General features: G+C 74.1%; 17 protein-coding genes. 1 reads left to right on the forward strand and 16 read right to left on the reverse strand.

Annotation, left to right across the window (positions count from 1 at the left end):
• The 15 genes from ACZ4W5_RS24890 to ACZ4W5_RS24960 all read right to left on the reverse strand — a co-directional run.
• Positions 1-1251: glycosyltransferase (locus tag ACZ4W5_RS24890; protein WP_465656976.1), on the reverse strand; the 1251-nt coding region annotated here is incomplete at its 3' end.
• 1 nt (position 1252) lies between these two features.
• A complete protein-coding gene (locus ACZ4W5_RS24895) occupies positions 1253-2551 on the reverse strand; it encodes an O-antigen ligase domain-containing protein (RefSeq protein WP_465656978.1) in 1299 nt (432 codons plus the stop codon).
• Between the two features lies 1 nt (position 2552).
• On the reverse strand, positions 2553-4082 hold the full coding sequence (locus tag ACZ4W5_RS24900) for a right-handed parallel beta-helix repeat-containing protein (protein WP_465656979.1): 1530 nt from the start codon (positions 4080-4082) through the stop codon (positions 2553-2555).
• Positions 4083-4097: 15 nt separating this feature from the next.
• Complete coding sequence (locus ACZ4W5_RS24905) at positions 4098-6056, reverse strand: heparinase II/III family protein (protein ID WP_465657019.1); 1959 nt, start codon at positions 6054-6056, stop codon at positions 4098-4100.
• 2 nt (positions 6057-6058) lie between these two features.
• Entirely contained in the window at positions 6059-8278 is a 2220-nt protein-coding gene (locus tag ACZ4W5_RS24910; RefSeq protein WP_465656980.1) for a bi-domain-containing oxidoreductase, read from the reverse strand.
• Between the two features lie 100 nt (positions 8279-8378).
• Complete coding sequence (gene asnB, locus ACZ4W5_RS24915; RefSeq protein ID WP_465656982.1) at positions 8379-10298, reverse strand: asparagine synthase (glutamine-hydrolyzing); 1920 nt, start codon at positions 10296-10298, stop codon at positions 8379-8381.
• A 3-nt stretch (positions 10299-10301) separates the two neighbouring features.
• Complete coding sequence (locus ACZ4W5_RS24920) at positions 10302-11852, reverse strand: Wzz/FepE/Etk N-terminal domain-containing protein (protein ID WP_465656983.1); 1551 nt, start codon at positions 11850-11852, stop codon at positions 10302-10304.
• Between the two features lie 5 nt (positions 11853-11857).
• Positions 11858-13237 carry a Wzz/FepE/Etk N-terminal domain-containing protein gene (locus ACZ4W5_RS24925; protein WP_465656985.1) on the reverse strand — a complete coding sequence of 460 codons (1380 nt, stop codon included), beginning with the start codon at positions 13235-13237 and terminating at the stop codon, positions 11858-11860.
• A complete protein-coding gene (locus tag ACZ4W5_RS24930; protein WP_465656987.1) occupies positions 13234-14526 on the reverse strand; it encodes a glycosyltransferase family 4 protein in 1293 nt (430 codons plus the stop codon). The genes ACZ4W5_RS24925 and ACZ4W5_RS24930 overlap by 4 nt, the downstream gene beginning before the upstream one ends.
• Entirely contained in the window at positions 14516-15832 is a 1317-nt protein-coding gene (locus ACZ4W5_RS24935; protein ID WP_360232481.1) for a nucleotide sugar dehydrogenase, read from the reverse strand. Before ACZ4W5_RS24935 ends, ACZ4W5_RS24930 begins: the two co-directional genes overlap by 11 nt.
• Before the next feature lie 97 nt (positions 15833-15929).
• Positions 15930-17369 carry a sugar transferase gene (locus tag ACZ4W5_RS24940; protein WP_465656989.1) on the reverse strand — a complete coding sequence of 480 codons (1440 nt, stop codon included), beginning with the start codon at positions 17367-17369 and terminating at the stop codon, positions 15930-15932.
• A gap of 847 nt (positions 17370-18216) precedes the next feature.
• Positions 18217-18942: a hypothetical protein gene (locus ACZ4W5_RS24945; protein ID WP_465656990.1), complete on the reverse strand. Its 726-nt coding sequence runs from the start codon at positions 18940-18942 to the stop codon at positions 18217-18219.
• Between the two features lie 113 nt (positions 18943-19055).
• Entirely contained in the window at positions 19056-19643 is a 588-nt protein-coding gene (locus ACZ4W5_RS24950; RefSeq protein ID WP_465656991.1) for a cysteine dioxygenase family protein, read from the reverse strand.
• A gap of 2 nt (positions 19644-19645) precedes the next feature.
• Complete coding sequence (locus tag ACZ4W5_RS24955; protein WP_465656993.1) at positions 19646-21406, reverse strand: solute symporter family protein; 1761 nt, start codon at positions 21404-21406, stop codon at positions 19646-19648.
• Complete coding sequence (locus ACZ4W5_RS24960) at positions 21403-21765, reverse strand: DUF485 domain-containing protein (protein WP_465656995.1); 363 nt, start codon at positions 21763-21765, stop codon at positions 21403-21405. The genes ACZ4W5_RS24955 and ACZ4W5_RS24960 overlap by 4 nt, the downstream gene beginning before the upstream one ends.
• Positions 21766-21867: 102 nt before the next feature.
• Between ACZ4W5_RS24960 and ACZ4W5_RS24965 the strand changes: the two genes are divergently transcribed.
• The gene (locus tag ACZ4W5_RS24965; RefSeq protein WP_465656997.1) at positions 21868-22779 is read left to right on the forward strand and encodes a LysR family transcriptional regulator; all 912 of its coding nucleotides are present in this window, start codon (positions 21868-21870) and stop codon (positions 22777-22779) included.
• Positions 22780-22868: 89 nt separating this feature from the next.
• Here the strand turns inward: ACZ4W5_RS24965 and ACZ4W5_RS24970 are convergent, their stop codons facing one another.
• Complete coding sequence (locus tag ACZ4W5_RS24970; RefSeq protein ID WP_465657021.1) at positions 22869-23936, reverse strand: polyprenyl synthetase family protein; 1068 nt, start codon at positions 23934-23936, stop codon at positions 22869-22871.
• Positions 23937-24058: the final 122 nt, after the last annotated feature.

A 24058-nucleotide genomic window follows, 5' to 3' on the forward strand; every position in this document is an offset into this window, starting at 1 on the left:
AGTTCCTTCTCCTCCCCCCCCCCCCTTTCTCCCCCCCCCCCCCCCCCCCCCCCCCCCCCCCCCCCCGGCCCGCCCCCCCCCCCCCCCCCGGTACCCCTCCACCAGGCGGTCCAGCCCGACGGCCGGGCTGAACCCCTGCTCGTACCGGCGCCGGGCGGCCCGGCCCAGCTCCCGGTTGACCGCCGGATCGGCCGTGATCCGGCGCAGGCAGGCCGCGAGCGAGGCCGCCTCGCCCGGCCGGTGCAGCAGCCCGGTCACCCCGTCCTCGACGAGTTCGACGAAGGCGCCGTGACCGGCGGCGACGGCCGGCACCCCGGCCGCCATCGCCTCCACCACCACCAGCCCGAAGGCCTCCAGCCAGGTCGAGGGCGCCACCACGGCGACCGCCCGGGCGACGGCCTCCCGGCACTGCGCCTGGTCGTACAGGCCGACGCAGCGCACGTCCGCCCGGCCCGCCGCCCAGGCCCGCACCTGCGCCTCCAGCGGCCCGGCGCCCGCGATCACCAGCGGCACCCCGACCCCGCCCTCGGCGGCGAGCCGGTCCCAGGCGGCCATCAGCAGCCGCACGCCCTTGGCCTCCGCGAGCCGGCCCAGGTAGAGCAGGTGCTCCCCCGCGCCGGTGCGGACTCTGCCCGGCTCCGGTACGAAGTTGTGCTTCACCGCCAGCCGTTCGGCCGGCAGCCCGGACCGCACCAGGACCTCGCGCTGCGCCGCGGAGATGCAGAAGAACCGCTCCACCCCCGTCCACCAGCGCCGCCGGTTGACCACCAGACCGACCGCCAGCGGCACCGTCGCCAGCCGGGAGCCCCGGTAGCAGCCGTGCCGCACGGCGGGCAGCGGCGAGCCGCCGACGCACTCGGTGCACGGCCGGCCGTCCCGCTGGAGGGTGCCCGGCGGGCAGACCTGGGTGTAGTTGTGCAGCGTCGCGACGGCGGGCACGCCCGCGTCCGCGCAGGCCGCCAGCACCGCGGGCGACAGCAGCGGGAAGACGTTGTGGACGTGCACCACGTCCGGCCGCTCGGCCCGCAGCCGGGCGGCCAACTCCGCACGCACCGCCGGGTTCCACGGCACCAGCAGCGGCACCGCGACCTTGCCCGGCAGCGAGCGGCGGGCGATGTCGTCGCTGCGCCGCTCGAACAGCTCGACCCGGTGGCCGGCCTCCCGCAGCAGGCCCACCTCCTGGTCGACGACCTTGTTCTCCCCGCTCGGCTGCGCCGAGGCGTAGCGGTTGTGCACCACGAGGACGCGCATGTCAGGTGAGCTCCGTTCGCCGGGCCCGAGGCGCGGTGCGCCGCCGGGGAGCAGCAGGGGTCGGCAGGGCGGCGGGCGACGGCAGGGCGGCGGGCTCGGCGGGCGCCGCCAGCAGCGAGGCGGCCACGGTCAGGTGCAGCAGGTACGGCGAGGCATCGCCCAGCCCGGCCTCGGTGTACGAGGCGATCGCGCAGTAGCCGATCAGGAAGATCGCGCCGGCCCGGGCGAGCGAGGGCGGCCGCAGCAGCGCGACGCCGCCCAGCACGACCAGGACCGCGGCCACCACGGCGACCCCGGCCAGGCCCTGTTCGTTGTAGACGGCCAGCCAGCTGTTGTCGATCGGCAGCCCGCCGAAGGACTTGTCGCCCAGCCCCGTGCCGAAGACCTGCTCGACGGTGGTCCGGGGCGCCGCCAGCAGGGCGTCCCAGACCTTGGCCCGGCCGGTGAGGTTGGAGAAGTTCTCCTGGCTCTGGCCGCGCAGGAACCAGGCCTGGAGGAGTGAGTTCAGCCCCACCCCGACCACGGTGGCGAGCAGCACCGCCCAGCCGAACAGCCGGCGGGCGGCGGCGCTGGTCAGCAGCAGCGAGCCGATCGCCAGCAGCAGCCCGGCGATCAGTCCGATGGTGGCGGTGCGGGTGTGGGTCAGCGCGAGCAGGACGAGCGAGGGCACGATGATCGTCGCCGCGCTCGCCCGGGTGGTGCGGCGGTCCAGCAGGAGCAGCACGGTGAGCCCGATGATCACCGCCGCGTACTGCCCGATCTGCGGCGGGGTGAGCGGCCACAGCGCGCCGACCAGCCGCCCGCCGTAGACGTCGGGGAAGGCCGCGCCCGGTGAGGCGACCAGGCCCGCGGCCACCGAGACCAGCACCACGAAGTACATCCGGATGTGGAACCGGACGAAGCTCTGGCTGCCGTCCCACCAGCGGCTGAGCAGCCACAGGGTGGCGACGAACAGCGTCAGCCGGAAGCAGCGGAACAGCGCGCCGTACCCGGCGTGCAGGTTGGCGCTGGAGATCACGCTCAGCACCAGCAGCAGGGTGAGCAGGAACAGGAAGGCGCTGGGCCGGATCCGCAGCCGCAGGTTGAGCAGCAGGGCCAGCGCGAACGCGGAGACCAGGGCGCCCATGGTGGCCATCTGGATCAGCGAGCGGGGCAGCGGGATGATCGTCTGCGCCCCGGCGGAGCCGAGGGTGTTGAGGACCAGCAGGCCCCAGATCAGCTCGACGGTCCTCGGCGGGCCGGCCGGGCGGCCGTCCCGGGTGAGGCCCTGGGCGCGGGCACGGGTCACGGTTGCGGCCATCTCAACCACCGGCCCCGGGCCTGAGGGTGCTGCCCTGGTCCTGCTGGTACGGCGCGCCCTGCCACTGCTCGAAGTCGAGGGTGCGGCTCGGGTCGTGGGCGACGAAGCTCCACGGTCCGACGTAGGTGTTGTCGTGCCAGCGGTTCTGCTGCCTGCCGGTGACGGCGTCGGCCACCGGTTCGCCCTGGTACGGCGACCAGTCCGGGAAGGTGCCGTAGTTGGCCAGCACCGCCATCCGGCCGCAGGTCGAGGTGCAGCCGACCACCGACGGGTCCAGCGTGAAGCGGTTGTCGTGGATGTCGACGCGCTGGGTCTTCCAGCGGCAGTCGTCGTAGAGCGGTGCGGTGGCGATGCCCGGCCGGGCGCAGCGGGCGGTGTCCTGGACCAGCAGGGTGCAGGCGCCGGAGGAGGTGTTGGCCGGGCTGTTGCAGAACCGGTCGGCGTTCTCCCACAGGGTGATGCCGGACCAGTTGTCCTCCAGGACGTTCCGGTCGATCTCGATCCTGTCGGTGCGGGCCTTGATCCGCGGTTCGCCGCCGGACTCGGACAGGTAGAGGGTGGCGAACGGGAAGCTGTCGCCGCGGTCGGCGGAGCGGCGGCCGTCCACCCAGTTGTTGCGCCGGACGGTGTTGTCGCGGATGACGGCGTTGTAGCTGGTCTCGTAGATCAGCGCGGCGCCGTCGTTGGACTCCAGCAGGTTGCCCTCGATCCGGAAGTCGTTGTTGTTCGTGTCCGCCCACAGGCCCGTGCCGCGGTTGTCGTGCACCCAGTTGCCGAGCACGTCGGCGCCGTTGACGGCCCAGAACTTGACGCCCCCGGTACAGCCGCAGCCGGGCTGGCGCTTCTCCCACTGGTCGGTGTCGTTGCCGGTGATCTCGTTGCCCTCGACCAGCAGGTCGCCGAGCGGGGCGCCGGACTTGTAGGCGTTCATGCCGTACTGCCCGTTGCCGCGCAGGCAGCTGGCGCGGACCTTCTGGTGGGCGCCGGCCATCAGCCCGGCGCCGGAGTTGCGCTGGATCGTCGCGTGCTCGATCACCCAGCCGTCGGCCGAGTCGTGGTTGACCACGCCCTCGTTCTGCGGGGCGACGAAGCCCTGCACGGTCAGGTAGCGGATGGTGACGTTCCCGGCGCCGCCGCCGAAGGCGTACTGGTTGGTCCCGTGGCCGTCGAGCACCGCGCCGGGCGCGCCGAGGTAGCTGTCGCCGTCCTTGGGGACGACCTGGGCGTAGCGGTCCGCTTCGAGGCTGTGCGTTCCCGGCCCGAGCCAGAACGTGGTGTTCGGCGGGCTGGCCTTGGTCTTCGCGGCCAGGTCGCCGACCACCGCGGGGTCGACCGTCACCGCGCCGGCCGGGGCGGTGGCCGGCCCGGCCTCCGGGTGGTCGCACACCTGGGCCACCGGCTTTGCCGGGGACGGCGGGGCGGTCGGCTCCGCCGGGGCGTCCGAGGTGCTGGTGCAGCCGGCCGCCGCCAGCAGGGCCAGCGCCAGCACCGACGCGGCCGACGCCGCCCGGCGCCACCTGGTGATCCCCACCGTCCCCTCCTCCCGCTAGCCCCGGAACCCGAGGACGCTGGTGAACTCCCGCTCGCCGTCGGCGGTTCCGGTGCCGATCAGCGTGGTGGCGGGCTCCTTGCGGCCGAAGCCGGCCGAGTACCAGCCCAGCGGCGGCGCGCTCTCGCCGCGGTGCGCCCGCCAGGTCAGCTCCCCGGGCAGGTCGAGCACCGCGGACCGGTCCTGGCCGTCCCTGGTCCAGGTCAGCACGGCCCGGTGGCCGGTCAGTTCGGCGCTGACCGCCGGGCCGAGGTGGAACGCCAGGCGCACGGCCCGCGCCGGGCCGCGCACCTGGTCGACCACCCGCAGCTCCCCGGTGGCGGCCGTCAGCTCCACCCGGCGGCGGTGCACCGCGTCCCGGTAGCCGTCGTGCTCGGCGCACCAGCGGGCCACCGCCGGGTCGGAGGTGTCCGCGACCAGGACCCGGGTGCGGGCGTGCCTGGTCCACAGGAAGGGGCCGCCGGACACCGACTGGTCGGCGCCGCCCAGCTCCAGGGTGTTGTGGCCCAGCGTCGAGCGGAAGTAGCGCCGCCACTCGGGCTGCCCGTGGTAGCAGTACGTCCCCGGGTCGGCGAGCACGTCGACCCCCTCGTAGCGGACCTCCACGGACAGCGCGTCGGCATGGCCGTGCGCGGCGATGGACAGGAAGCCGTGCGGGCCGCCGTCGCAGCGGCACCAGATCTCCCCCGGGTTGCCCGGCGCCGCACCTCGCAGCACCGTCATGCCCGCGTCCGGGAAGTGCACCGGCCGCGCCGCCGGGCGGGCCACCGTGCCGTCCTGGCCGTACGGCCGCAGCAGTGCGGCCAGCAGCGGAGTGCGCACATCGGTGCCGGTCACCGCCGGCCACCAGGCGAGCCGGCCGAACACGGCCTCCCCGGTGGCCAGCAGCGAGCCCCAGCGGTCGGTGCCCGCGCCGTCCAGGACCAGGCCGTGCCCGTCGTCGGCGTCCCCCTGGCGGGGCGGGCGCAGCCGCTCGTCCACCACGGCCGCGAGCGCGTCGGTCATCCGCAGCAGCACCAGCCGGACGGTCCGGGGCACGGGCACGGCGGCCGCGTCCGCCTCGGCCAGTGCGGCCAGGCCGAGCTCCAGCACCAGTCCGTGGTACTCGGTGGCCAGTTCGCGGTTGAGACCGGAGGGGAAGGTGTTGGCGCGCAGCTGCCGCTCCAGCGAGCGCAGCGCATCCGCGCGCCAGCGCTCGGAGGCGGGGAACCAGTCGAAGGCGCAGGCCGCCGCGAACCGCCCGGCGTCCTCGGCGATCACGTGGTTGTTCGCCGAGGAGCCCCGACTGGGGAAGGCGGCCAGCCAGTGCTGGTGGTACCAGATCTGTTCCAGCGCCACCGGGTTGCCCTCGAACAGCCCGGCCGCGCCGGGCCAGCCGTCGAGCAGCCGGCGGACCCACACCCAGGACAGCAGCCGGATGCCCAGCTCGATGCCGCTGATCCAGTGCACGCCGCGCAGCGGCGGGTTGGCCTGCCACCAGGACCGCAGCTGCTCGGCCGCCCGCTCGGCGTAGCGCTCGTTGCGGGTCAGCGCGTAGGCGGCGGCGAGCACCGTCAGGTGCTGGTGCCGGGAGGGCTCCCAGATCTGCTTGATGTCGCCGACCGCGTCCTCGTCCCGGTAGGGCAGGTCGAAGGCGTAGCCGTCCGGGGCCCGGCGGCCGGTCTTCGGGTCGAGCCACCAGTCCGGGGCGGCCAGGTCCTCGCGCGCCACCCCGAAGAACTCGGCGTGCCCGTCCATCAGCCGGTCGGCCGCGGCGACCAGCCGCTTGGCGGCGTCCGCCGGGACGGCGGCGAGCGCCCCGGCGGGCAGTACGGCGGTGAACCGGGCGCCGGTGACGGCCGGGGCGCTCGGCGGCGCGGAACGCCACCGCCGTCGGCGCAGCACGTCGCCGGCCCGGCCGACGACCTCCTGCGGCCCCATCCGGGACAGCCGGCGCAGGTACCAGCCCGGGCTCATGGTCACTTCGGCCCCGCCAAGGTCACCGGCGCGCCGCCGGTCAGGGCGGCCTGGACGGCGAGGGTGGCCGCCGTGGTGGCGACCAGCGACTCCAGCGGCACCGGCATCGGCCCGCCGGTCCGCACCGCCCTGATGAACGAGGCCAGTTCGGCGGACTGGCCCTTGTCCCGGGCCTTCGGCAGCCGGGAGCTGACCCAGCGCTTACGGCCGGCTGCGCCGCTGAAATGCACCGAGGCGCGGACGAAGTCGTCGAGCTCGAGCACCTTGCCGTCCGCGACCAGGTCCAGCGTCTCCTTGGGGAAGCCTGGCGCCCCGGTGGTGACGTAGCTGAGGGTGGCGGTGGAGCCGTCCGGGTAGCCCAGCACGATCTGCAGGTCCTGGTTGCCGGCCGGGGCGACGGCGTACACCGACACCGGGTCGGCGCCCAGCAGCCAGCTCGCCGTGTCGATGAAGTGCCCGCCCTCGCCCGCGAACCGCGAACCCTCGGTGTCCTGTTGGAGGTACCAGCTGCCGTGCTGGAGCCGCCCTGCGTTGACCAGGTAGCGCAGGCTGGCCGGGCCGCTGCGGGTGCCGAAGCGCTGCTTGGCCTCGCGCAGCAGCGGCGCGAACCGGCGGTTGAAGCCGACCTGGAGGCGGTCGTTGCCGGACTCCTCCACGGCGGCGAGCACGCCCGCCAGTTCGCCCTCGGTGAGCGCCAGCGGCTTCTCCACGAACACCGGCTTGCCGGCCAGCAGCGCCCGCTCGGTCAGGGCGGCGTGCGAGCTGTGCCGGGTGACCACGAAGACCGCGTCGATCGAGTCGTCGCCGAGCACGGCGTCCAGGTCGGTGGTCGCCCGGTCGAAGCCGAACTTCCGCTGGGCGTTGGCGGCGGACAGCGCCGTGGTGGTGACGGCGGTGGACAGCGCGACCCCCTCGCGCCGGGCCAGGTGCGGCAGCAGCATCGACGTCGCGTAGTTGCCCGCGCCGACGAACGCCAGCCGCACCGGCGTCCCGGCGGGCCGCACCGGAGCGGCAGGCCGGGCCGGAGCGGCAGCCCGGCCGGGGCGGCGCACCTCGGGTACGGCCAAGGTCGGGGCCTCCACCACCCGCTCGCCCTCGGCGCCCGGGTAGCGGAACAGCACCGCCACGGCCTTCAACTCGCCGTCCTGCAACCGCCGGTAGGTCTCCACCGCGTCGTCGAAGTCGGCGATGTGGGAGACCAGCGGCGCCACGTCCACCCGGCCGCGGGCGGCGAGGTCGAGGAAGCAGGCCAGGTTGCGGCGCTCGGTCCAGCGCACATAGCCGATCGGGTAGTCCCGGCCCGCCAGTTCGTACTCCGGGTCGTAGCGCCCGGGGCCGTACGAGCGGGAGAACCGGACGTCCAGCTCCTTCTCGTAGTAGGCGTTCCACGGCAGGTCGAGGCGGCACTTGCCGATGTCCACCACCCGGCCGCGGTCCCGGCTCAACTGCGCGGCCAGCTCGACGGGTTGGTTGCTGCCGCCGCCGGCCGCCAGGTACACCTGGTCCACGCCGTGGCCGTCGGTCAGCTCCGCGACGGCGGTCTCCACCGCCGCGGAGCCCGGGTCGCCGCAGGCCACCGCGCCCAGCCGCTCGGCGAGTTCGCAGCGCACCGGGTCGGGGTCGGCCCCGACCACCCGGACGCCCGCGGCGGTCAGCAGCTGCACCACCAGCTGCCCGATCAGCCCCAGGCCGATCACCAGCGCCACCTCGCCGAGCTGCGGCTCGCCCTGGCGCACGCCCTGGAGGGCGATCGACCCGACGGTGCCGAAGGCGGCGTGCTGCGGCGCGAGGCCGTCCGGCACCGGGGTGTAGAGGTTCTTCGGCACCCAGTTCAGCTCGGCGTGCAGCGCGTGCTCGTTGCCCGCGCAGGCCACCAGGTCGCCGACCTTCACGTCGTCGACCCCGGCGCCGACCTGTTCCACCACCCCGCACAGCGAGTAGCCCAGCGGCGTGTAGGAGTCCAGCTTGCCCATCACCTTGCGGTAGGTGGCGGGCAGGCCGTTGGTCGCGACACTCTGCATGACCTTGGCCACCTGGTCGGGGCGCGAGCGGGCCTTGCCCACCATCGACATCCCGGCCTCGGACACCTTCATCAGCTCGGTCCCGGTGGAGATCAGCGAGAAGGCGCTGCGCACCAGCACGCCGCCCGGCTTGCACCCCGGCACCGGCACGTCGAGCACCGCCAGTTCGCCGCTCTTGTAGTTCTGCACAACCTGTTTCACCGGAAGTCCCCTTGCTTCTCTGGCCGTTCGATGAGCGCTGAGCCGTTCAATGGGCGGTGCTGTTCAGTGGATGCTGCTGTTCAGCGGGAGGTGAAGCCGTTCAGTGGGCGGCGGTGCCGGCGGTCGCGCCGCGGTACCAGTACTCCAGGGTCAGCACGTGCCACAGGTGCTTGGAGAAGTCCTGCTGTCCGGCGGCGTCCTCGGCGGCCAGCCGGGCCAGCGCGTCCCGGCGCAGGAAGCCGGAGCGCACCAGCTCGCCGTCGTTGATCACCTCGCGCACCAGCGGGGCCAGGTCCCGGCTCATCCAGGCCCGCAGCGGGGCGCTGAACAGGCCCTTGGGCCGGTACACGATCTCCCGGGGCAGCACGGAGGCGGCCGCCTCCTTGAGCACGGCCTTGCCCTGGCGTCCGACGATCTTGCGGTCCCCGGGCAGCGTGAACGCGGCCCTGACCACCTCGACGTCCACGTACGGCACCCGCACCTCGGTCGAGGCGGCCATGCTGGAGCGGTCCGTGTAGGCGAGGTTGAGGCCCGGCAGGAACATCCGGGCGTCGCCCAGGCACATCCGGTTGACGAAGTCGTCCAGGTCGTTGTCCCGGTAGACGTCGGCGTGCTCGTCCAGCACGTCCTGGACCGTCCCGGCGAGGTCCGGGTCGACCAGGGCGAGCAGTTCCGCCCGGTCGTACATGGTGTAGCTGCGCCGGAACGCCGTCTCCTCCGGCAGGTCGGCGAAGGAGAGGAAGCGCTTGGCGAAGCGCACCGAGCGCAGCCCCCGGTTGGCGGTGGCCACCGGCAGCCGGTCCACCACGGCGGACAGGCCGCGCCGCAGCGGCCGCGGCACGCGCTGGTAGCGCAGCGCCAGCTGGTTGGCCAGGTGCTTGCGGTAGCCGGCGAACAGCTCGTCGGCGCCCATCCCGGAGAGCAGCACCTTGACCCCGGCGTCCCGGGCGGCCGAGCAGATCAGGAAGGTGTTGATCGCGGCCGGGTCGCCGATCGGCTCGTCCAGGTGGTACGTCATCCGCGGCAGCAGGTCCAGCACGTCCGGGGCGATCTCGATCTCGTGCAGGTCCACGCCGAACCGCTCCGCCACCTGACGGGCGTAGCGCAGGTCGTCCGGCATCGCCTCGAACCGGGCGTCCTCGGCGCGGAAGCCGATCGTGTAGGCGGAGATCCCGGGGCGGTCGCGCGCCGCCAGCGCGGTCAGGTAGCTGGAGTCCAGTCCGCCGGAGAGGAAGGTCGCCACCGGGACGTCGGAGAGCAGGTGACGCCGCGTCGACTCCTCGACGATCGCGGCGAGGTCCGGCAGCTCGCCGGCCCGGGCCCGCTCCCGGCCCTCGGCGGCGACCTCCCGCAGGTGCCAGTACCGGCCGCGCTCCACCCGGCCGTCGGGCCGGCAGCGCAGCCAGCTGCCCGGCGGCAGCTTCTCCGCCTCGCGGTACGCGCACCGGGAGTCCGGCACCCAGTAGTAGAGCAGCGAGGCGACCATCGCCGCGTGGTCCACCTCCAGCGAGCCGCCGGTGGCGGCGGCCAGCGCCTTGAGCTCGGAGGCGAACACCAGGCCCTCGCCGCGCCGGAGCAGGAACAGCGGCTTGATGCCGAGCTGGTCGCGGGCGAGCACCAGCTCACCGGTCCGCTCGTCGAAGACCCCGAAGGCGAACATGCCGCGCAGCCGGGGCAGGCAGTCGGTGCCCCAGCGCCGCCAGGCCTCCAGCAGCACCTCGGTGTCGGAGGTGCCGCGGAAGCGCACCCCGGTGGCGGCCAGTTCGGCGCGCAGCTCGGGGGCGTTGTACAGCTCGCCGTTGTAGGTCAGCACCAGGCCGTCCCTGGCCATCGGCTGGGCGCCCGTCCCGGAGAGGTCGACGATGGCCAGCCGGCGGTGCCCCAGGTGCACCTCGCCGTCGCCGAGGGAGTGGCTGTACCGGCCGGCGCCGTCCGGGCCGCGGTGGGCGAGGGTGTCGGTGAGCAGGTCGGTCACGACCTTCCCGTCCGGCCACCGGTACGTTCCTGCGATGCCGCACATGTCCTACCTCGCCTCCTGGTCGATGTCCGGGACCCGTACGGTCCAGGCCGGTAGTCGTTCGGTCCGCCGCCGGCCCAGCCGTCTCGGGCGGGTCGGCCGGTCGTCCCGGGCGGGCGGCTCCTCGGTCGGGCCCTCCCAGCGGGTGCCGTCGGTGCGGTCGCGCGGGTCGGGGTCGATCAGCACCACGCCGAGCACCTGGATGCGCTGGTCGGCGAGCCGGCGGGCCACGGTGTGCAGCCAGGCCGCGCTGCCGTGGCCGGCCCGGACCACGAGCACCGTCCGGGTGCCCAGGTGGCGCAGGTCGGTCCAGGCCGTGCCGGGCGCCACCGAGCCGACGCCGAGCCGGCGTTCCGGCGGCGGCGCGGCCCCGGACCCGGCCCCGGCCCCGGCGCGTTCGCCGCGGACCACGGTCGGCTCCCCCGGCTTCGCGGTGCGCTTGGCGAGCTGCGGTCCGGGCAGCCCGTCGAGGACGACCACGGGGCCGTCCTGCTCGGTCAGCGCCCCGGCGAGGTCCAGGGCGAGCGCGCCGGTGCTGTGCGCGCAGCCCAGCTCCAGCAGCGACACCGGCTCGGCGCAGCCGCGTACGGTGCGGGCCAGGGTGGCGGTGACCCGCTCCCGGGCGACCCTGGTCCGGCGCAGCTGCCAGCGGCCGCGCGAGCGGCGCGGCACCCGGTCCAGCTCCGCGAGCACGGAGGCGCCGAGGTGGGCCGCGATGTCCCGGCGCAGCACCGGGCGGTCCGCCACCACGGCACTGACGGCGGCCACGGCGAGGCCGAGGAACAGCCCGAGGACGAGTCCGATCCCGGCGTCGGTGGCGGCCGTCTTCGGCAGCGACTGCCGCACCGGGTGCGGGGCGTCCACGATCTGGGTGCCGGCCACCAGCCGGGGCGCGCCGACCTTGGCCTCGGCGGCACGCTGGCCGAAGTCGGTGATCCGGGCGGTGAGTTCGGCCCGGCTGGCGTAGAGCGACTCCAGGTTGGCCGGGCCCTTGGCCGCGTTCGGCTGGGTGCCGGCGCCGATCTGCTGGTTGACCTGGTCGAGTTCCTGGCGCATCCGGTCGCGCTGGTCGAGCAGGGCCTTGGACTCGGCGTCCGCGGCCTGCTGGATCCGCTGCACGTGGTCGGCGACGAAGGCCTCGGCCAGCGCCTTGGCGCGGGCCTGGGCCTCGGCGTCGCTGCGGCCGGTCACGGTGATCTCCAGCAGGTTGTTGGTCAGGCCCGCCCCCGCGTACTCCTTCATGAAGTCCTCCGGCTTCTCGGTGGACCCGAGGGCCTGGAGGGCCTTGGCGGCGATCCCGGTGGTCCGGAGCAGGGCGGCGTCGGTGCGGATCAGCGTTCCTGGGTCGTTCGGCTGGTCCGCCGCGTGCGCGACCAGCACCTCGGCCGTCGCGCTGGGCGGCGGCGGCCGCAGGACGGCCAGCGCCGCGCCGGCCAGCAGGCCGAGCAGCGCCAGGGCGCACCAGAGGCGGCGGCGCCTGCGCACGGCGACCACCAGCGACTGGAGGTCCAGCAGTGGAGCGGCGGTGGACGACTCCCCCGTCGTACTCGTCGTCACCCCGATCATCCCCCCGTCTCGTCATCGGCTTCGGACCGCGCCGCGGCGGCGCCCGCGAGCACCGGCTCGGCACGGCCGGTACGGCGGCCGGCGGGGCGCTTCGGGCCGTCCTGGACCAGGTCGGCCACCACGACGCCGACCAGCTCGTGCTCGGCGTCCGCGCACGCCCCGGCCAGGGCGGCCAGGTCCCCCGCCGTCCAGCTGCCCGCGCTGAGCACGACCAGGGCGCCGGCCTCCTCGTCGCGGTCCGGCACCAGCGGCCGGGTGACCGGCACCCCGACCACCCGCAGCAGCGGATCGCCGCCCGCCTCGGCGGCCAGCTGGTCGGCGGCCCGGCGGGCCGGCTCGTCGCCCTCCGGGACGACCACCAACAGCCCGCGCGAGGGCGGCAGTTGCTCCCGGATCCGGGCGCACACCCGCCGGTGGCGCAGCTGCCGGCCGGCCTCGTCGCCGCAGGCGTGCGGGGTCGGCAGGTCCCATCGGACGTCGGTGCCCAGCACCCGGCGGAGCAGACCGCGCGGGCCGCGCGCCGCCGGCCGCCGCGCGGCCCGCCCGCCGGGGACGTCGACGGTGCCGAGCAGTTCGGCGCCCAGCGCCGCGGCGATCTCCGGTTCGGTGCGCAGCCGACGGCTCATCCGGGCGGCCGTCAGGTGCCCGATCACGCCGAGCAGGAGGAACACCAGCGCGCCGGCGGCGACGAGTTGGATCCGGGTCGGCGGTGCCTGTCCGGTCGGCCGGGCCGCCGAGCCCATGACGACCATGTTGGCCTTGTTGGCGGCCGGGTCGACCTGGTCCAGCTTCTTGACGGCGTCCTGCAGCGCGGTGCGCAGCTTCTCCAGCTCGGTGCGGACCTGCACGCTCTCCACGGTCTGCCCCGGCCCGACCGAGTTGGCCAGGTCGGTGATGCGCTGGCCGGTCTGGGTCACCAGCTGGCGCAGCTGCTCGGGCTGGGCCGCCTCGGGGTCGGTGCCGTCGCCCGCCATCCGCGCGGCGAAGCCGACGAACTGCTTGGCCAGCTGGTCGGCGAGCTGCTGGGCGCGCTCCGGGGTCTCGGCGGTGCCCGAGATCTTGATGATGTTCCCGTCCGCGGCGGTGGCGCTCACCCGGCTCCGCAGCTCGGTGCCGTCGACCCCGTTCCACTTGAGCGCGGCGGCCGCCCGGTCGACCACCACCGAGCTGGTCGCGATCTCCGCCTGGGTCATCAGCTCGCGCTCCTGCCACACCCCCGGCAGCAGCACCGAGGCCGAGGTGGTGTAGCTCGGCGGGAACAGCAGTGAGCTGCCGTAGCCGACGAGCGCGCCCACCACGGCGAGGACGGCGAGCAGCCGCCACCGCCGACGCAGGATCCGGCCGATCGTGACCAGGCGGATCGTGTCCTCGCTCAACGGTGCCGCCTTCTCCCCGCCCGGCCCCGGCCGCCCGCCGCCCGGCCGCCCGCCGCCGGGGCGCCGTCACCGCAGGCGGCGGCGTAGGCGGCGAGCAGGGCCCGCTGGGAGTTCCGCCAGGCGAGCGGCCCGTTGATCCGCTCCTGGCCGACCTTGCCCATCAAGGCCCGCTTCTCCGGGTCGTCCATCAGCTGCGCGACCAGCCGGGCGAACTCTGACTCGTCGTTGGCGGGCGCGTAGACGGCGGCGTCACCGGCGGAGACCCGGGCCTCCCGGAGGTCGAAGGAGACCATCGGGCGGCCCATCACCATGTACTCCAGGACCTTGTTCATGGTCGACACGTCGTTCAGCGGATTGCGCGGGTCCGGGGAGAGGCAGATGTCCGCGGTGGACAGGTAGCGCGCCAGGTCGGCGTCCGGCACCCGACCGGTGAACTGCACCCGGTCGGCGAGCCCGAGCCGCCGGGACAGCTCGACCATCGCGTCGAAGGTGTCACCGCCGCCCACGAACACCGCGTGCCAGTCGGTCCGCCCCTGCTCGTCGCGCAGCTTCGCCAGCGCCCGCAGGGCGTAGTCGACGCCGTCCTGCGGCCCCATCACGCCCAGGTAGCAGAGCAGGTGGGACCGGCCGCGCTTCAACTCCGGCTCGGGCGGCACCGGGCGGAAGCGGGCGGTGTCGGGCGCGCTGCGCACCACGAAGACGGACTCCGGCCGCTTGCCGCCGCGGCGCAGCGCGACGTCCCGGTAGCTCTCGTTGGTGGCGAGCACCACGTCCGCGGCCCGGTAGGTCATCCGCTCCAGCGCGCACACGCCCCGGTAGAGCAGGTCCTCGCCGCGGTCGAAGCGGGAGAGGTACAGCTCGGGCACCAGGTCGTGCTGGTCGAAGACGAACCGCGCGCCGCGCCGTTTCAGCCACAGCGCGGGCAGGAACAGCAGGTCGGGCGGGTTGCAGGCGTGCACGACGTCGACCGGGCCGACCTTGCGGGCCAGCCGGGCGGTGTGCCACAGCGCGGACCCGTACTCCCGCAGGTAGCCGGCCGGGCCGCCGGTGGCCGCCCGGAGCGGGTAGCGGTGGATCCGCACCCCGTCGATGACGGCCTCCGGTTCGGTGTCCCGCTTGCTGCCCTGCGGGCAGATCACGTCCACCCGCCAGCCCGCGTCGCGCAGGGTGGTGCACTCCTGCCACACCCGCCGGTCGAACGGCACCGACAGGTTCTCCACCAGGATCAGCGCGCGGCGTCCCCGCCCGTCACCGCCGACCGCCTCATCGAACGTCGCGTCACCAGGCAAGGCCCACGTACCCCGGCTCGGTCCGGCGCCGCTCGGCGTCCGGAAGGCGGATGAGGTCGACGATCACCGCTCCGTCGCCGTGCGGCAGGGCCGCCAGCACGGCCTCGTCCCTGGTCCCGACCACGCACACCTCGGCGTGCTCCAGCACCTCGGCGACGGAGGGCACCAGCAGCTGGGCGAGGTGCGGCAGCCGGTTCTCGATGTACTCCCGGTTCGCCCCGAGCAGCCGGGAGAGGTGCACGTTGGGGTCGTGGATCCGCAGGTCGTAGCCCTTGCCGAAGAGCCGCTCGGCGAGCTCGACCAGCGGGCTCTCCCGGAGGTCGTCGGTGCCGGGCTTGAAGGACAGGCCGAACAGGCCCACCCGGCGCTTACCGGTGCGCTCGACCAGCTCCACCGCGCGCTGGAGGTGGTCGGCGTTGGAGGCCAGCACGTGCGAGAGGATCGGCACCGAGACGTCGGCCCGGTGCGCGGCGTGCACCAGGCTGCGCAGGTCCTTGGGCAGGCAGGAGCCGCCGAAGGCGAAGCCGGGCCGCAGGTAGGCGGGGCTGATGTTGAGCTTGCGGTCGGCCAGGAAGACGTCGACCACCTGGTGCGAGTCCACCCCGAGCGCCTGGCACACCGCGCCCAGCTCGTTGGCGAAACCGATCTTGAGGCCGTGGAAGGCGTTGTCCGCGTACTTGATCGCCTCGGCCACCGGGACGGGCACCCGGAACACCTCGCCGGGCAGGCCCTCGTAGAGCGCCGCGACCACGTCGCCGCTGGCCGCGTCGAGCTCGCCGATCACGGTCTTCGGCGGGTCGAAGAAGTCCCGCACACTGGTGCCCTCGCGCAGGAACTCCGGGTTGACCGCGACCCCGACGTCCACCCCGGCGGTGCCGCCGAGGTGCTTCTCCAGGATCGGCACCAGCAGGTCGAGGCAGGTGCCCGGGAGCATGGTGCTGCGGAACACGACGGTGTGCCGCCCGCCCTTCTCGGCCGCCGCCGCACCGATCTGCTCGGTGACCCGCTCCAGGTAGGTGGTGCACAGGCTGCCGTTGGCCGCCGAGGGCGTGCCCACGCAGACCAGCGACACGTCGCTGCCCAGGACCGCCTCGCGGACGTCCGCGGTGGCGCGCAGCGCCCCGGAGCGCACCACCCCGGCGAGCAGCTCGCCGATCCGCTCCTCGACCACCGGGGCCCTGCCCTCGTTGACCAGGTCGACCTTCACCTGGTTGACGTCCACGCCGATCACCTCGTGACCGAGGCTCGCCAGGCACGCGGCCGACACGCAGCCCACGTAGCCGAGCCCCAGGACGCTGACCCTCATGACCCGTTCCTCCCCTCGGGCCGGCCCTCACGGCCGACCGTCCGCGCGTCGTCGGAACGACGCCCCCCAGCAGTGGCCATCAGTACGGCAACGGCCATCAGTACGCCCCCTGCCCCTGGAGCACCGCGCGCAGCGTCTTCCAGAGGATCACCGCGTCCAGGGCGAGCGACCAGTCCTCCACGTAGCGCAGGTCCAGCCGGACCGCCTCCTCCCAGGGCAGGTCGCTGCGCCCGCTGATCTGCCACAGGCCGGTGAGCCCGGGCTTGACGAGCAGTCGCCGCCGGATGTCCGGGCCGTACGCGGCGGACTCCTCCGGCAGCGGCGGGCGCGGGCCGACCAGCGACATCGAGCCGGCCAGCACGTTGAGCAGCTGCGGCAGCTCGTCCAGCGAGTAGCGGCGCAGCACTCCGCCGACCCTGGTCACCCGGGGGTCCCGGCGGAGCTTGAACAGCAGGCCGGCGCCCTCGTTGCGGTCGGCCAGCCCGGCCTTGGCCCGGTCCGCCCCGGACACCATGGTGCGGAACTTGACCAGGGTGAACTGGCGGCCGTCCTTGCCGACCCGGTGCTGCCGGTAGAACACCCCGCCGCGGCTGTCCAGCGCGACGAGCAGTCCGACCACCAGCATCAGCGGCGAGAACAGCACCAGCAGCACCGCCGCGCCCAGCCGGTCGACGACCGCCTTGACCGCCCGGGGCCCGCCGGTGAAGGTGGGCATGCTGACCCGCAGCATCGGGATCCCGAGCACCGCGTCGACGTGCAGCCGCGGTCCGGCCACCTCCATCAGCACCGGCGCGACCACCATCTCGGCGTCGCCGCCCTCCAGGTTCCAGGCCAGCCGTTGCAGCCGGTCCGGCGACCAGTGCGGGTCCGGCGTGATCGCGACCACCCGGTAGCCGTCCCGCCGGACGTGGTTGGCGACGTCCGCCAGCCGGCCGACCACCGGTACGCCGTCCAGCCGGTCGCCGTTCGGCCCCAGCGCGTACGGCGTGCAGACCGCCTCCACCCGCCAGCCCAGGTGCGGGAACTTGCGGGTCCGGGCGATCAGGTCGCGCACGGTGGCCGGGCTCCCGGCGGCGAGCACCGGGCGCAGGCACCGTCCCTGGTTGCGCTGCTCGTGCAGCCACAGCCGCAGCAGGTACCGCTCCGTCATGGTGACGAGCGTGATCGCCGGAATCGCGACGAAGATCCAGAGCCTGATGTTGTGCGAGGAGAGGGCGATCCCGCCGAGTGCCAGGACGACGGCCGCCGTGAACAGCGAACGGCCGAGTCGGCGGAATTCCTCCGCCCCCTGGCCGAGAACCGCCGGTGCCCACGCCCGGGTCGTCCCGAGCGCCCCCAGCACCAGCAGTTCGGTGCCGAAGGCGAGAATTCCCCATTTCTCGTGCCAGTTGGCCGCGTCCCGGACCCCGAAGAAGCCGCCGATGGCCGCCACCACGAAGGCGGTGGCCACGGTATCGCTGATGATCACGGCACGGCGGTACTGCTGCTCCCAGTCGCTCTCCGACCGGCTGAATTTCCCACCCCCCGGGCGGCGCACCCGGGCCGGCGCGAACCCGCCGGCTAATTCCCCCTCCTTCTGCTCGACCGCTCCTGCTCCCGCCCCCGCCAGGCCGTCAGTGGGTTCGACGTGCTCGCTCCACACGGTTCCTCCCCCCGGGAGGCGGCTGCCCCCCGCACCTGATTCCTCCCCCCGGGAGGCGCTGCCTCCCGTGTCGCGCCTTTCCTGGCCGCGCACGGCAGCGCCCCCGGAAATGGCGGATCCGCCATTGCGGCGCTACTCGGACTTCCCACCGGGCACCGGCGGACTGGCGCGTCCTGCCGAATTCCCGGAGTGCGCGGGAAAACGTCGACGGTTGCTCTCCACACTCGGAACCTCTGCTCGGGCGTCGAGAATTGGACACCCCCAGCCCGCCGCCGGAAAACGTGACTACCGGCAGTCCGCAACGACCGATCCGTAGATCATCACGTGTCGCCCCTCACGCCCGATCGTGCGGCACGAAAATCAATGTAGAGCATCCGGGGCGCCTGATGAGGGGGATGTGTGAAACAGGTGCTCGAGATTTGAAATCATCCCCAACTGCGGGTGCTCGGGAGGGGGTTGCCGGACCGCCGGGAGGCGTGCCGTGACCTGTGCCGACGCAGCTTGGACGCAGCTCCGACGTACTTGCGGCGCGGCCCGGCGGGCCGCCCTGGGCCGGGGTCCGCCGGGACCGGCGGGCGCCACTTCCGGCCGTCCGGTCGCAACCCCCTGGGCACGGGCCGGTGGGTGCGGGCATGCTGAGGGGAGGACCGATCCGCGGGGCAAACCGGTTTCACCGTACGGCGGCTGACGATCAATCACAGCCGGGCGACTCGTCGGGCCCGGCGGCCGGATCCCGTCGCCGTCACACGCTCGGCGGGTTCCGTGCCAGGTAGCGCAGGCCCTGCTTGAGGTAGGCCCGCGGGTTGGTGGTCAGGTGCCGGGCCCAGTCCGGCCTGGTCTCGCCGCGCCGGTGGGCGTAGCAGGCCAGCGCGTAGCCGAGCATCCGCTCGGACAGGTAGCCGAGCCGCGAGTACGACCAACCGCGCTCGCTCCGCTCGAAGTTGAAGGCGGAGTTGGCGGTGAAGACGCCGAGGCCGAAATGCACCGTCAGCAGGTCGGTGAGCGGTTCGTGGTCGCGCCGGTCCCGGGAGATCCGCTGCTCGTCGAGGAGCCGGACATGGCCCAACTCGTGGGCGACGGTGGCGACCAGGGCGACCGGGCGGACGGCCTGGCGCTGGGCGACGGCGATCACCGGGCGCCCGTTCTCCCGCCGGTAGTGCCCGGCGGCGGAGCGGGAGCTGTGGTTGAGCCGCAGGCCGTCGACCATCGCCTGCTCGCCGTCGTCCGGCTCGATCTCGATGGTCAGGCGGTCGGGCGCCACGTCCAGGTAGCCGCAGATCAGGGCGATCACCCCCCGGATGTCCTCGGCGGACCCCCGGAACGGCCCCGGGAAGAACTCCGCCGTGGGCAGCACCGGGGCACGGTCCAGCACCCCGCGGCCGAACTCGGCCGCCAGCCAGGCCATCGACTCCTCGATCCAGGCCCGTTCGTCCGGCCGCACCGGACACTTCGGCTCGAACAACGCCATCGCACCCCCCGAATGATCACGGACATGATGCACCAGGGTGGCGGGTGGCGTGCGCCGGGGACCGTCCGGAGCGGACGGCCCCCGGCGCACGGGGACGGGTTTGGTCACGCAGCTCAGGGAGCGAGGCCCTCCGGGCTCCGCCAGCTGACCAGGCGGGCCCCGTCCGGCGGGCGGTCCACGACCGCCTGTCCGAACACCCGGTTGATCGAGGTGCCCATGTTCTGCGAGATGTCCGCACCGTAGACGTGCAGCGAGACCGCGCGCCCGGTGCCGCCGTTCGACACCCGGTGGATGTCCTCGTCGGGCGGCACCAGGAGCTGCACCCGGCCGGCCGAGCAGGTCGTCCGGGCGTACGGTGCCAGCACCCGGCGGCCGGACCTGGGCAGCCGCCACAGCCGGAAGGCCTCGTCCACCTCGACGCCTTCCACCACGCCCGACACGCACCAGGCGACGTGGTCGTGGATCGGGGTGGACTGCCCGGGCAGCCAGGTCAGGGCGACCACGGAGTGGGTGCGTTCGGCGTGCAGCAGCCGCTGGGAGTACCCCTCGGTGTCACCGGCGCACAGGTCCTCGGGGACGATGAGCCCGGCGCGCAGGTACTTGCGCAGGGTGTCCGCGGTGAGCTGGGCGGTCAGGACCTCGGCGGCGGCGTAACGCGCGAGGTCGGCGAGGAACTCGTCGAGGTTGGATCCGGTGGCCACGGCTACCTCCCCACCCCGGTGAGCGCACGGACCTCCAGCTCGGCGAAGCCGCGCCCGTCCGCGTCCTCGTCCCGGCGGCGGCGACCGCCGGCCAGCGAGCCGAGGACGGCGGCCGCGAAGCCGATCGGGATGGAGAGGACGCCCGGGTTCTGCAACGGCACCGGCGCCGTGGTGGTGCAGGAGATCAGCGCCGTGGCGTTGCCGACCTGCTTGCTGGACGCGTCCACCCCGCAGTCCTTCGCCTGGGCGGCCGTGAGCTTCACGGCGGGGACGGTGCCGCTCGCGCCGCCCCAGCAGATCGGCGAGAGCAGCACCAGACCGATCGAGGCGACCAGCCCCGCGTAGATGCCGCACTTGGCACCGAAGGTGGTGAAGCGCTTCCAGAACAGGGTCAGCAGGATCGCCGGCAGGTTGGCCGAGGCGGCGATGGCGAAGGCCAGGGCCACCAGGAAGGCCACGTTGAGGTCCCTGGCGAAGATCGACAGGGCGACCGCGACCGCGCCGATCACCACGGCGGCGACCTTCGCGGTGACCAGTTCCTGCCGTTCGGTGGCCCGGCCCTTGCGGATCACGCTGGCATACAGGTCGTGGGCGAAGGAGGACGAGGAGGTCAGGGTGAGCCCGGCGACCACCGCGAGGATGGTGGCGAAGGCCACCGCCGCGATGAAGGCCAGCATCAGCGAGCCCCCGGTGGTGCCGGCGCCCCCGCCGAGGTGCTCGGCCAGCAGGGTGGCGGCGGTGTTGCCGGACGGGTCCTTCGCCTTGATCGTCGCCGTGCCGACCAGCGCGGCCGCGCCGAAGCCGAGCACCAGGGTCATCAGGTAGAAGACCCCGATGATGCCGATCGCCCAGTTCACCGACTTCCGCGCGTCGCGACCGGTCGGCACGGTGTAGAAGCGCACCAGCACGTGCGGCAGCGCCGCGGTGCCCAGCACCAGGGCCACCCCGAGGCTGACCAGGTCCAGCTTCGACCAGCCGTCCGTCGCCCCGTACTTGAGGCCGGGCCGGAGGAAGGCCTCGCCCTTCTTGGACGCCGAGGCGGCGTCCCCGAGCAGGTGGCCGAGGTCGAAGCCGTACTTCGCCAGCACCCACACGGTCATCACGGCCGCGCCGGCGATCAGCAGCCCGGCCTTGACGATCTGCACCCAGGTGGTGCCCTTCATCCCGCCGACCACGACGTAGACGATCATCAGGGCGCCGACCCCGACGATGGTCCAGATCTGCGCGGCCGCGCCCTTGACGTCGAGCAGCTGGCCGACGATCGTCGCCGCGCCGACCATCTGCGCGATCAGGTAGAAGATCGACACCACGATGGTCGACACCCCGGCCGCGGTCCGCATCGGCCCGCTGCGCAGCCGCGCCGCCAGCACGTCCGCCATGGTGAACCGGCCGGTGTTGCGCAGCAGTTCGGCCACCATCAGCAGTGCGACCAGCCAGGCCACCAGGAAGCCGATGGAGTAGAGGAAGCCGTCGTACCCGGAGAGCGCGATGATCCCCGCGATACCGAGGAAGGACGCCGCGGACAGGTAGTCGCCCGAGATCGCGATGCCGTTCTGCAGCGCGGAGAACTGGCCGCCGCCGGTGTAGAAGCCGCCGGTGCCCCGGGTGCTCCGCCGCGCCCAGAGGGTGATGACCAGGGTCACCGCCACCAGGGCGACGAACAGGCCGATGGTCAGGCCCTGGTGCGAGGCCTCCTGCGCCGTGCTGGTGGCGGTGGGGGCGGTGGCGGTGGCGGCAGCGGCGAGCGGAAGGTGCTGTGTCATGCCCGGCTCCCCGTCAGCTCGTGCTCGTCGCCGGGGAGAGCAGCCGCGGCCCTGCGCAGCTCCTCGGCCAGCGGGTCCAACCGCCGGGCGGCGAACCGGCCGTAGGCCAGGGCGATGCCGAAGGTGGAGGCGAACTGCAGCAGCCCGAAGACCAGCGCCACGTTGATGTTCCCGACGACCTCGGCCGCCATGAAGCTGCGGGCGTAGGCCGAGCAGAGCACGTACGCCAGGAACCAGAGCAGGAACGCCGCCGTCACCGGGAAGACGAACCTGCGGTAGCTGGCGCGCAGTCGGGCGAAGCGCGGATCGTCGCCGATCCAGGGGGTGTCACCGCGCGACGGCGCGGCCGGGTCGATCATGGGAATCCTTCTGAGCGGTACGGAACGTGTCGAACGCGCCGACCGTAGGATCCCCTGGTAGACGAGCGATCAACGCGCGTCCGACTCAGGGGGGATCCACCGGTGGACCTGCACACGCTCACCCAGTTCCTGGCGGTGGCGCGGCTGGAGCACCTGAGCCGGGCGGCAGCGGAACTGCGCGTCGCCCAGCCGTCGTTGAGCCGCTCGGTGGCCCGGCTGGAGGCCGAACTGGGCACGCCGCTGTTCGAGCGGGGCGGGCGGCTGCGGCTGAACGAGGCCGGGCACCTGTTCCGCGGCTACGTCGAGCGCGCCCTCGGCGAACTGGAGGCGGGCCGGCGGGCCGTGGCCGAGGCGACCGGGGAGGGACTGGGCACGGTCCGACTCGCCTCGGAGACCTTCCTGGCCTTCAGCGGCCCGCTGGCGGCGTTCAAACACGAGCACCCCGGCGTGGAGATCGAACTGCACCAGCTGACCGTCGCCGAGATGGCCCGGCAGCTGCGGGCCCAGGAGGTCGACCTGACCGTCGCCTCCCAGCCGATCGCCGTCGAGGGGCTGGAATCCGTCCGGCTCCTCGACGAGCAGGTGGGACTGGCCGTGCCGCTCGGCCACCCGCTGGCCGGGCGCGCCTCGGTGGGCGTCGAGGAACTCGCCGACGAGCCCTTCATCGCCGCCCGCCCCGGGCACTGGCAGCGCCGGCTGCTGGACCGCCTGTTCGCCGCCCAGGGCCTGGTACCCCGGATCGTCTGCGAGGGCGACGAGGCCGGCGCCATCGCCGAACTGATCAGCGCGGGCCTGGGCATCGGCCTGGTGCCCGCCCTCGCCCGGCGCACCGCCACCCGCGTCCCGCTGGTGTGGGTCGACGTCGACAGCCCCGACTGCCGACGCGCCCTCACCCTGCACTGGCGCCTCGGCGAACGCCTGCCCACCGCCGCCCGGCTGCTGCGCGACGCCATCGCGGACTGGGACTGGACGACGGGCGAGGCCGGCGGGCCGGGGCTCCCGGGGGTGTTCTGATCCCGCCCGGGCACGCCCGTGACCTGCCCGGGATCACGGGCCCGGGATCACGCCTCCGGGATCACGTCCCCGGGATCACGTCCCCGGGATCACGCGCCCGGGATCACGTTCGACAGCGGCAGGCCCTCGAAGAAGGCCACCGCCTCCTCCCGCCAGTACGGTCGCCAGCCCTGGGCTTCCGCGCGGGCCGCCTCCGCGCAGCGGCGCATGTCGGCACGGAGCTTCCCGTCCACGCCCAGCAGCCGGGCCAGTTCGCGGACCCGGTCGACCGTGGCGGCCGGGCACTGCGGGTCGCCGAGCGCGGACTCCACCAGGGCCCGCTGCGCCTCGTCCGCCGCGGTGAGCAGCGCGGTCACCGCGTAACTGCGGCGCCCCGCACGGAGGTCGGCGCCGGTCGACTTGCCGGTGGCGTCCTCCTCACCGAACAGGTCGAGGTAGTCGTCGCGCAGCTGGCCGCCGATGCCGACCAGGGTCGCGTACCGGCGCAGCCGCGCGTCGTGGCGGGCCACGTCCTCGCCGGCGGTCAGCAGCCCCAGCCGCAGCGGGGCGAGCACGGAGTACCGGGTGGACTTGTACTCGCAGACGGTGTGCAGGAACTCCTCGTCCGGGAGCGGCCGGAAGTCGCGTTCGAGGTCCACGATCTGGCCGGCGACCGTCTCGGCCCCCGCGTTCAGCTGGACCTCCAGCATCGCCTGGCGCAGCTCGGCGGGTACGTCCGCCTCCAGCAGGACCCGCATCGCGAGAAAGGCGGCGAGGTCCCCGGCCAGAACGGCCAGGCCGAGCGCGGTCCGCTCGGACTCCGGGAACTCCCGGCGGTAGGCGTAGTAGGTGGAGGGCCCGCCGCGGCGCACGGCCGCGTCGTCGATGATGTCGTCGTGGACCAGCCCGTGCGTCTGGAGCAGTTCGATGCTCAGCGCGGCCTCGGCCAGGCCGGGCACCGGGTCGGTGGTCACGAGCCGGGCCGCCTCGTACAGCAGCGCGACCCGCAGGCGCTTGCCGCCGCGCAGCGAGAGGTCCCGGAGCAGCTCCAGGCTGCGCGGGGTGAAGCGGCTGAGCGGCGGGGTGTCGAGGCGCTCCGGCAGGGCGTCGAAGTAGGCCTCGAAGCGAAGGTCGAAGCGGCGCCGGTGTCCGGCGGCCCGTTCGCGGGCGGCTGCCATGATCGTCTCGTTCACGCCGTCCACCTTCGCATCCGCCCGGGACCGCCCGCACCGCCGGGGTCGGGGCGGCGGGGTCAGGGCGGCGGGGCAGCTCGGCGGGGCGGAGCGGCTGTCCGGCGGGG

It is taken from the genome of Kitasatospora sp. NPDC029367 (genome assembly GCF_055569135.1).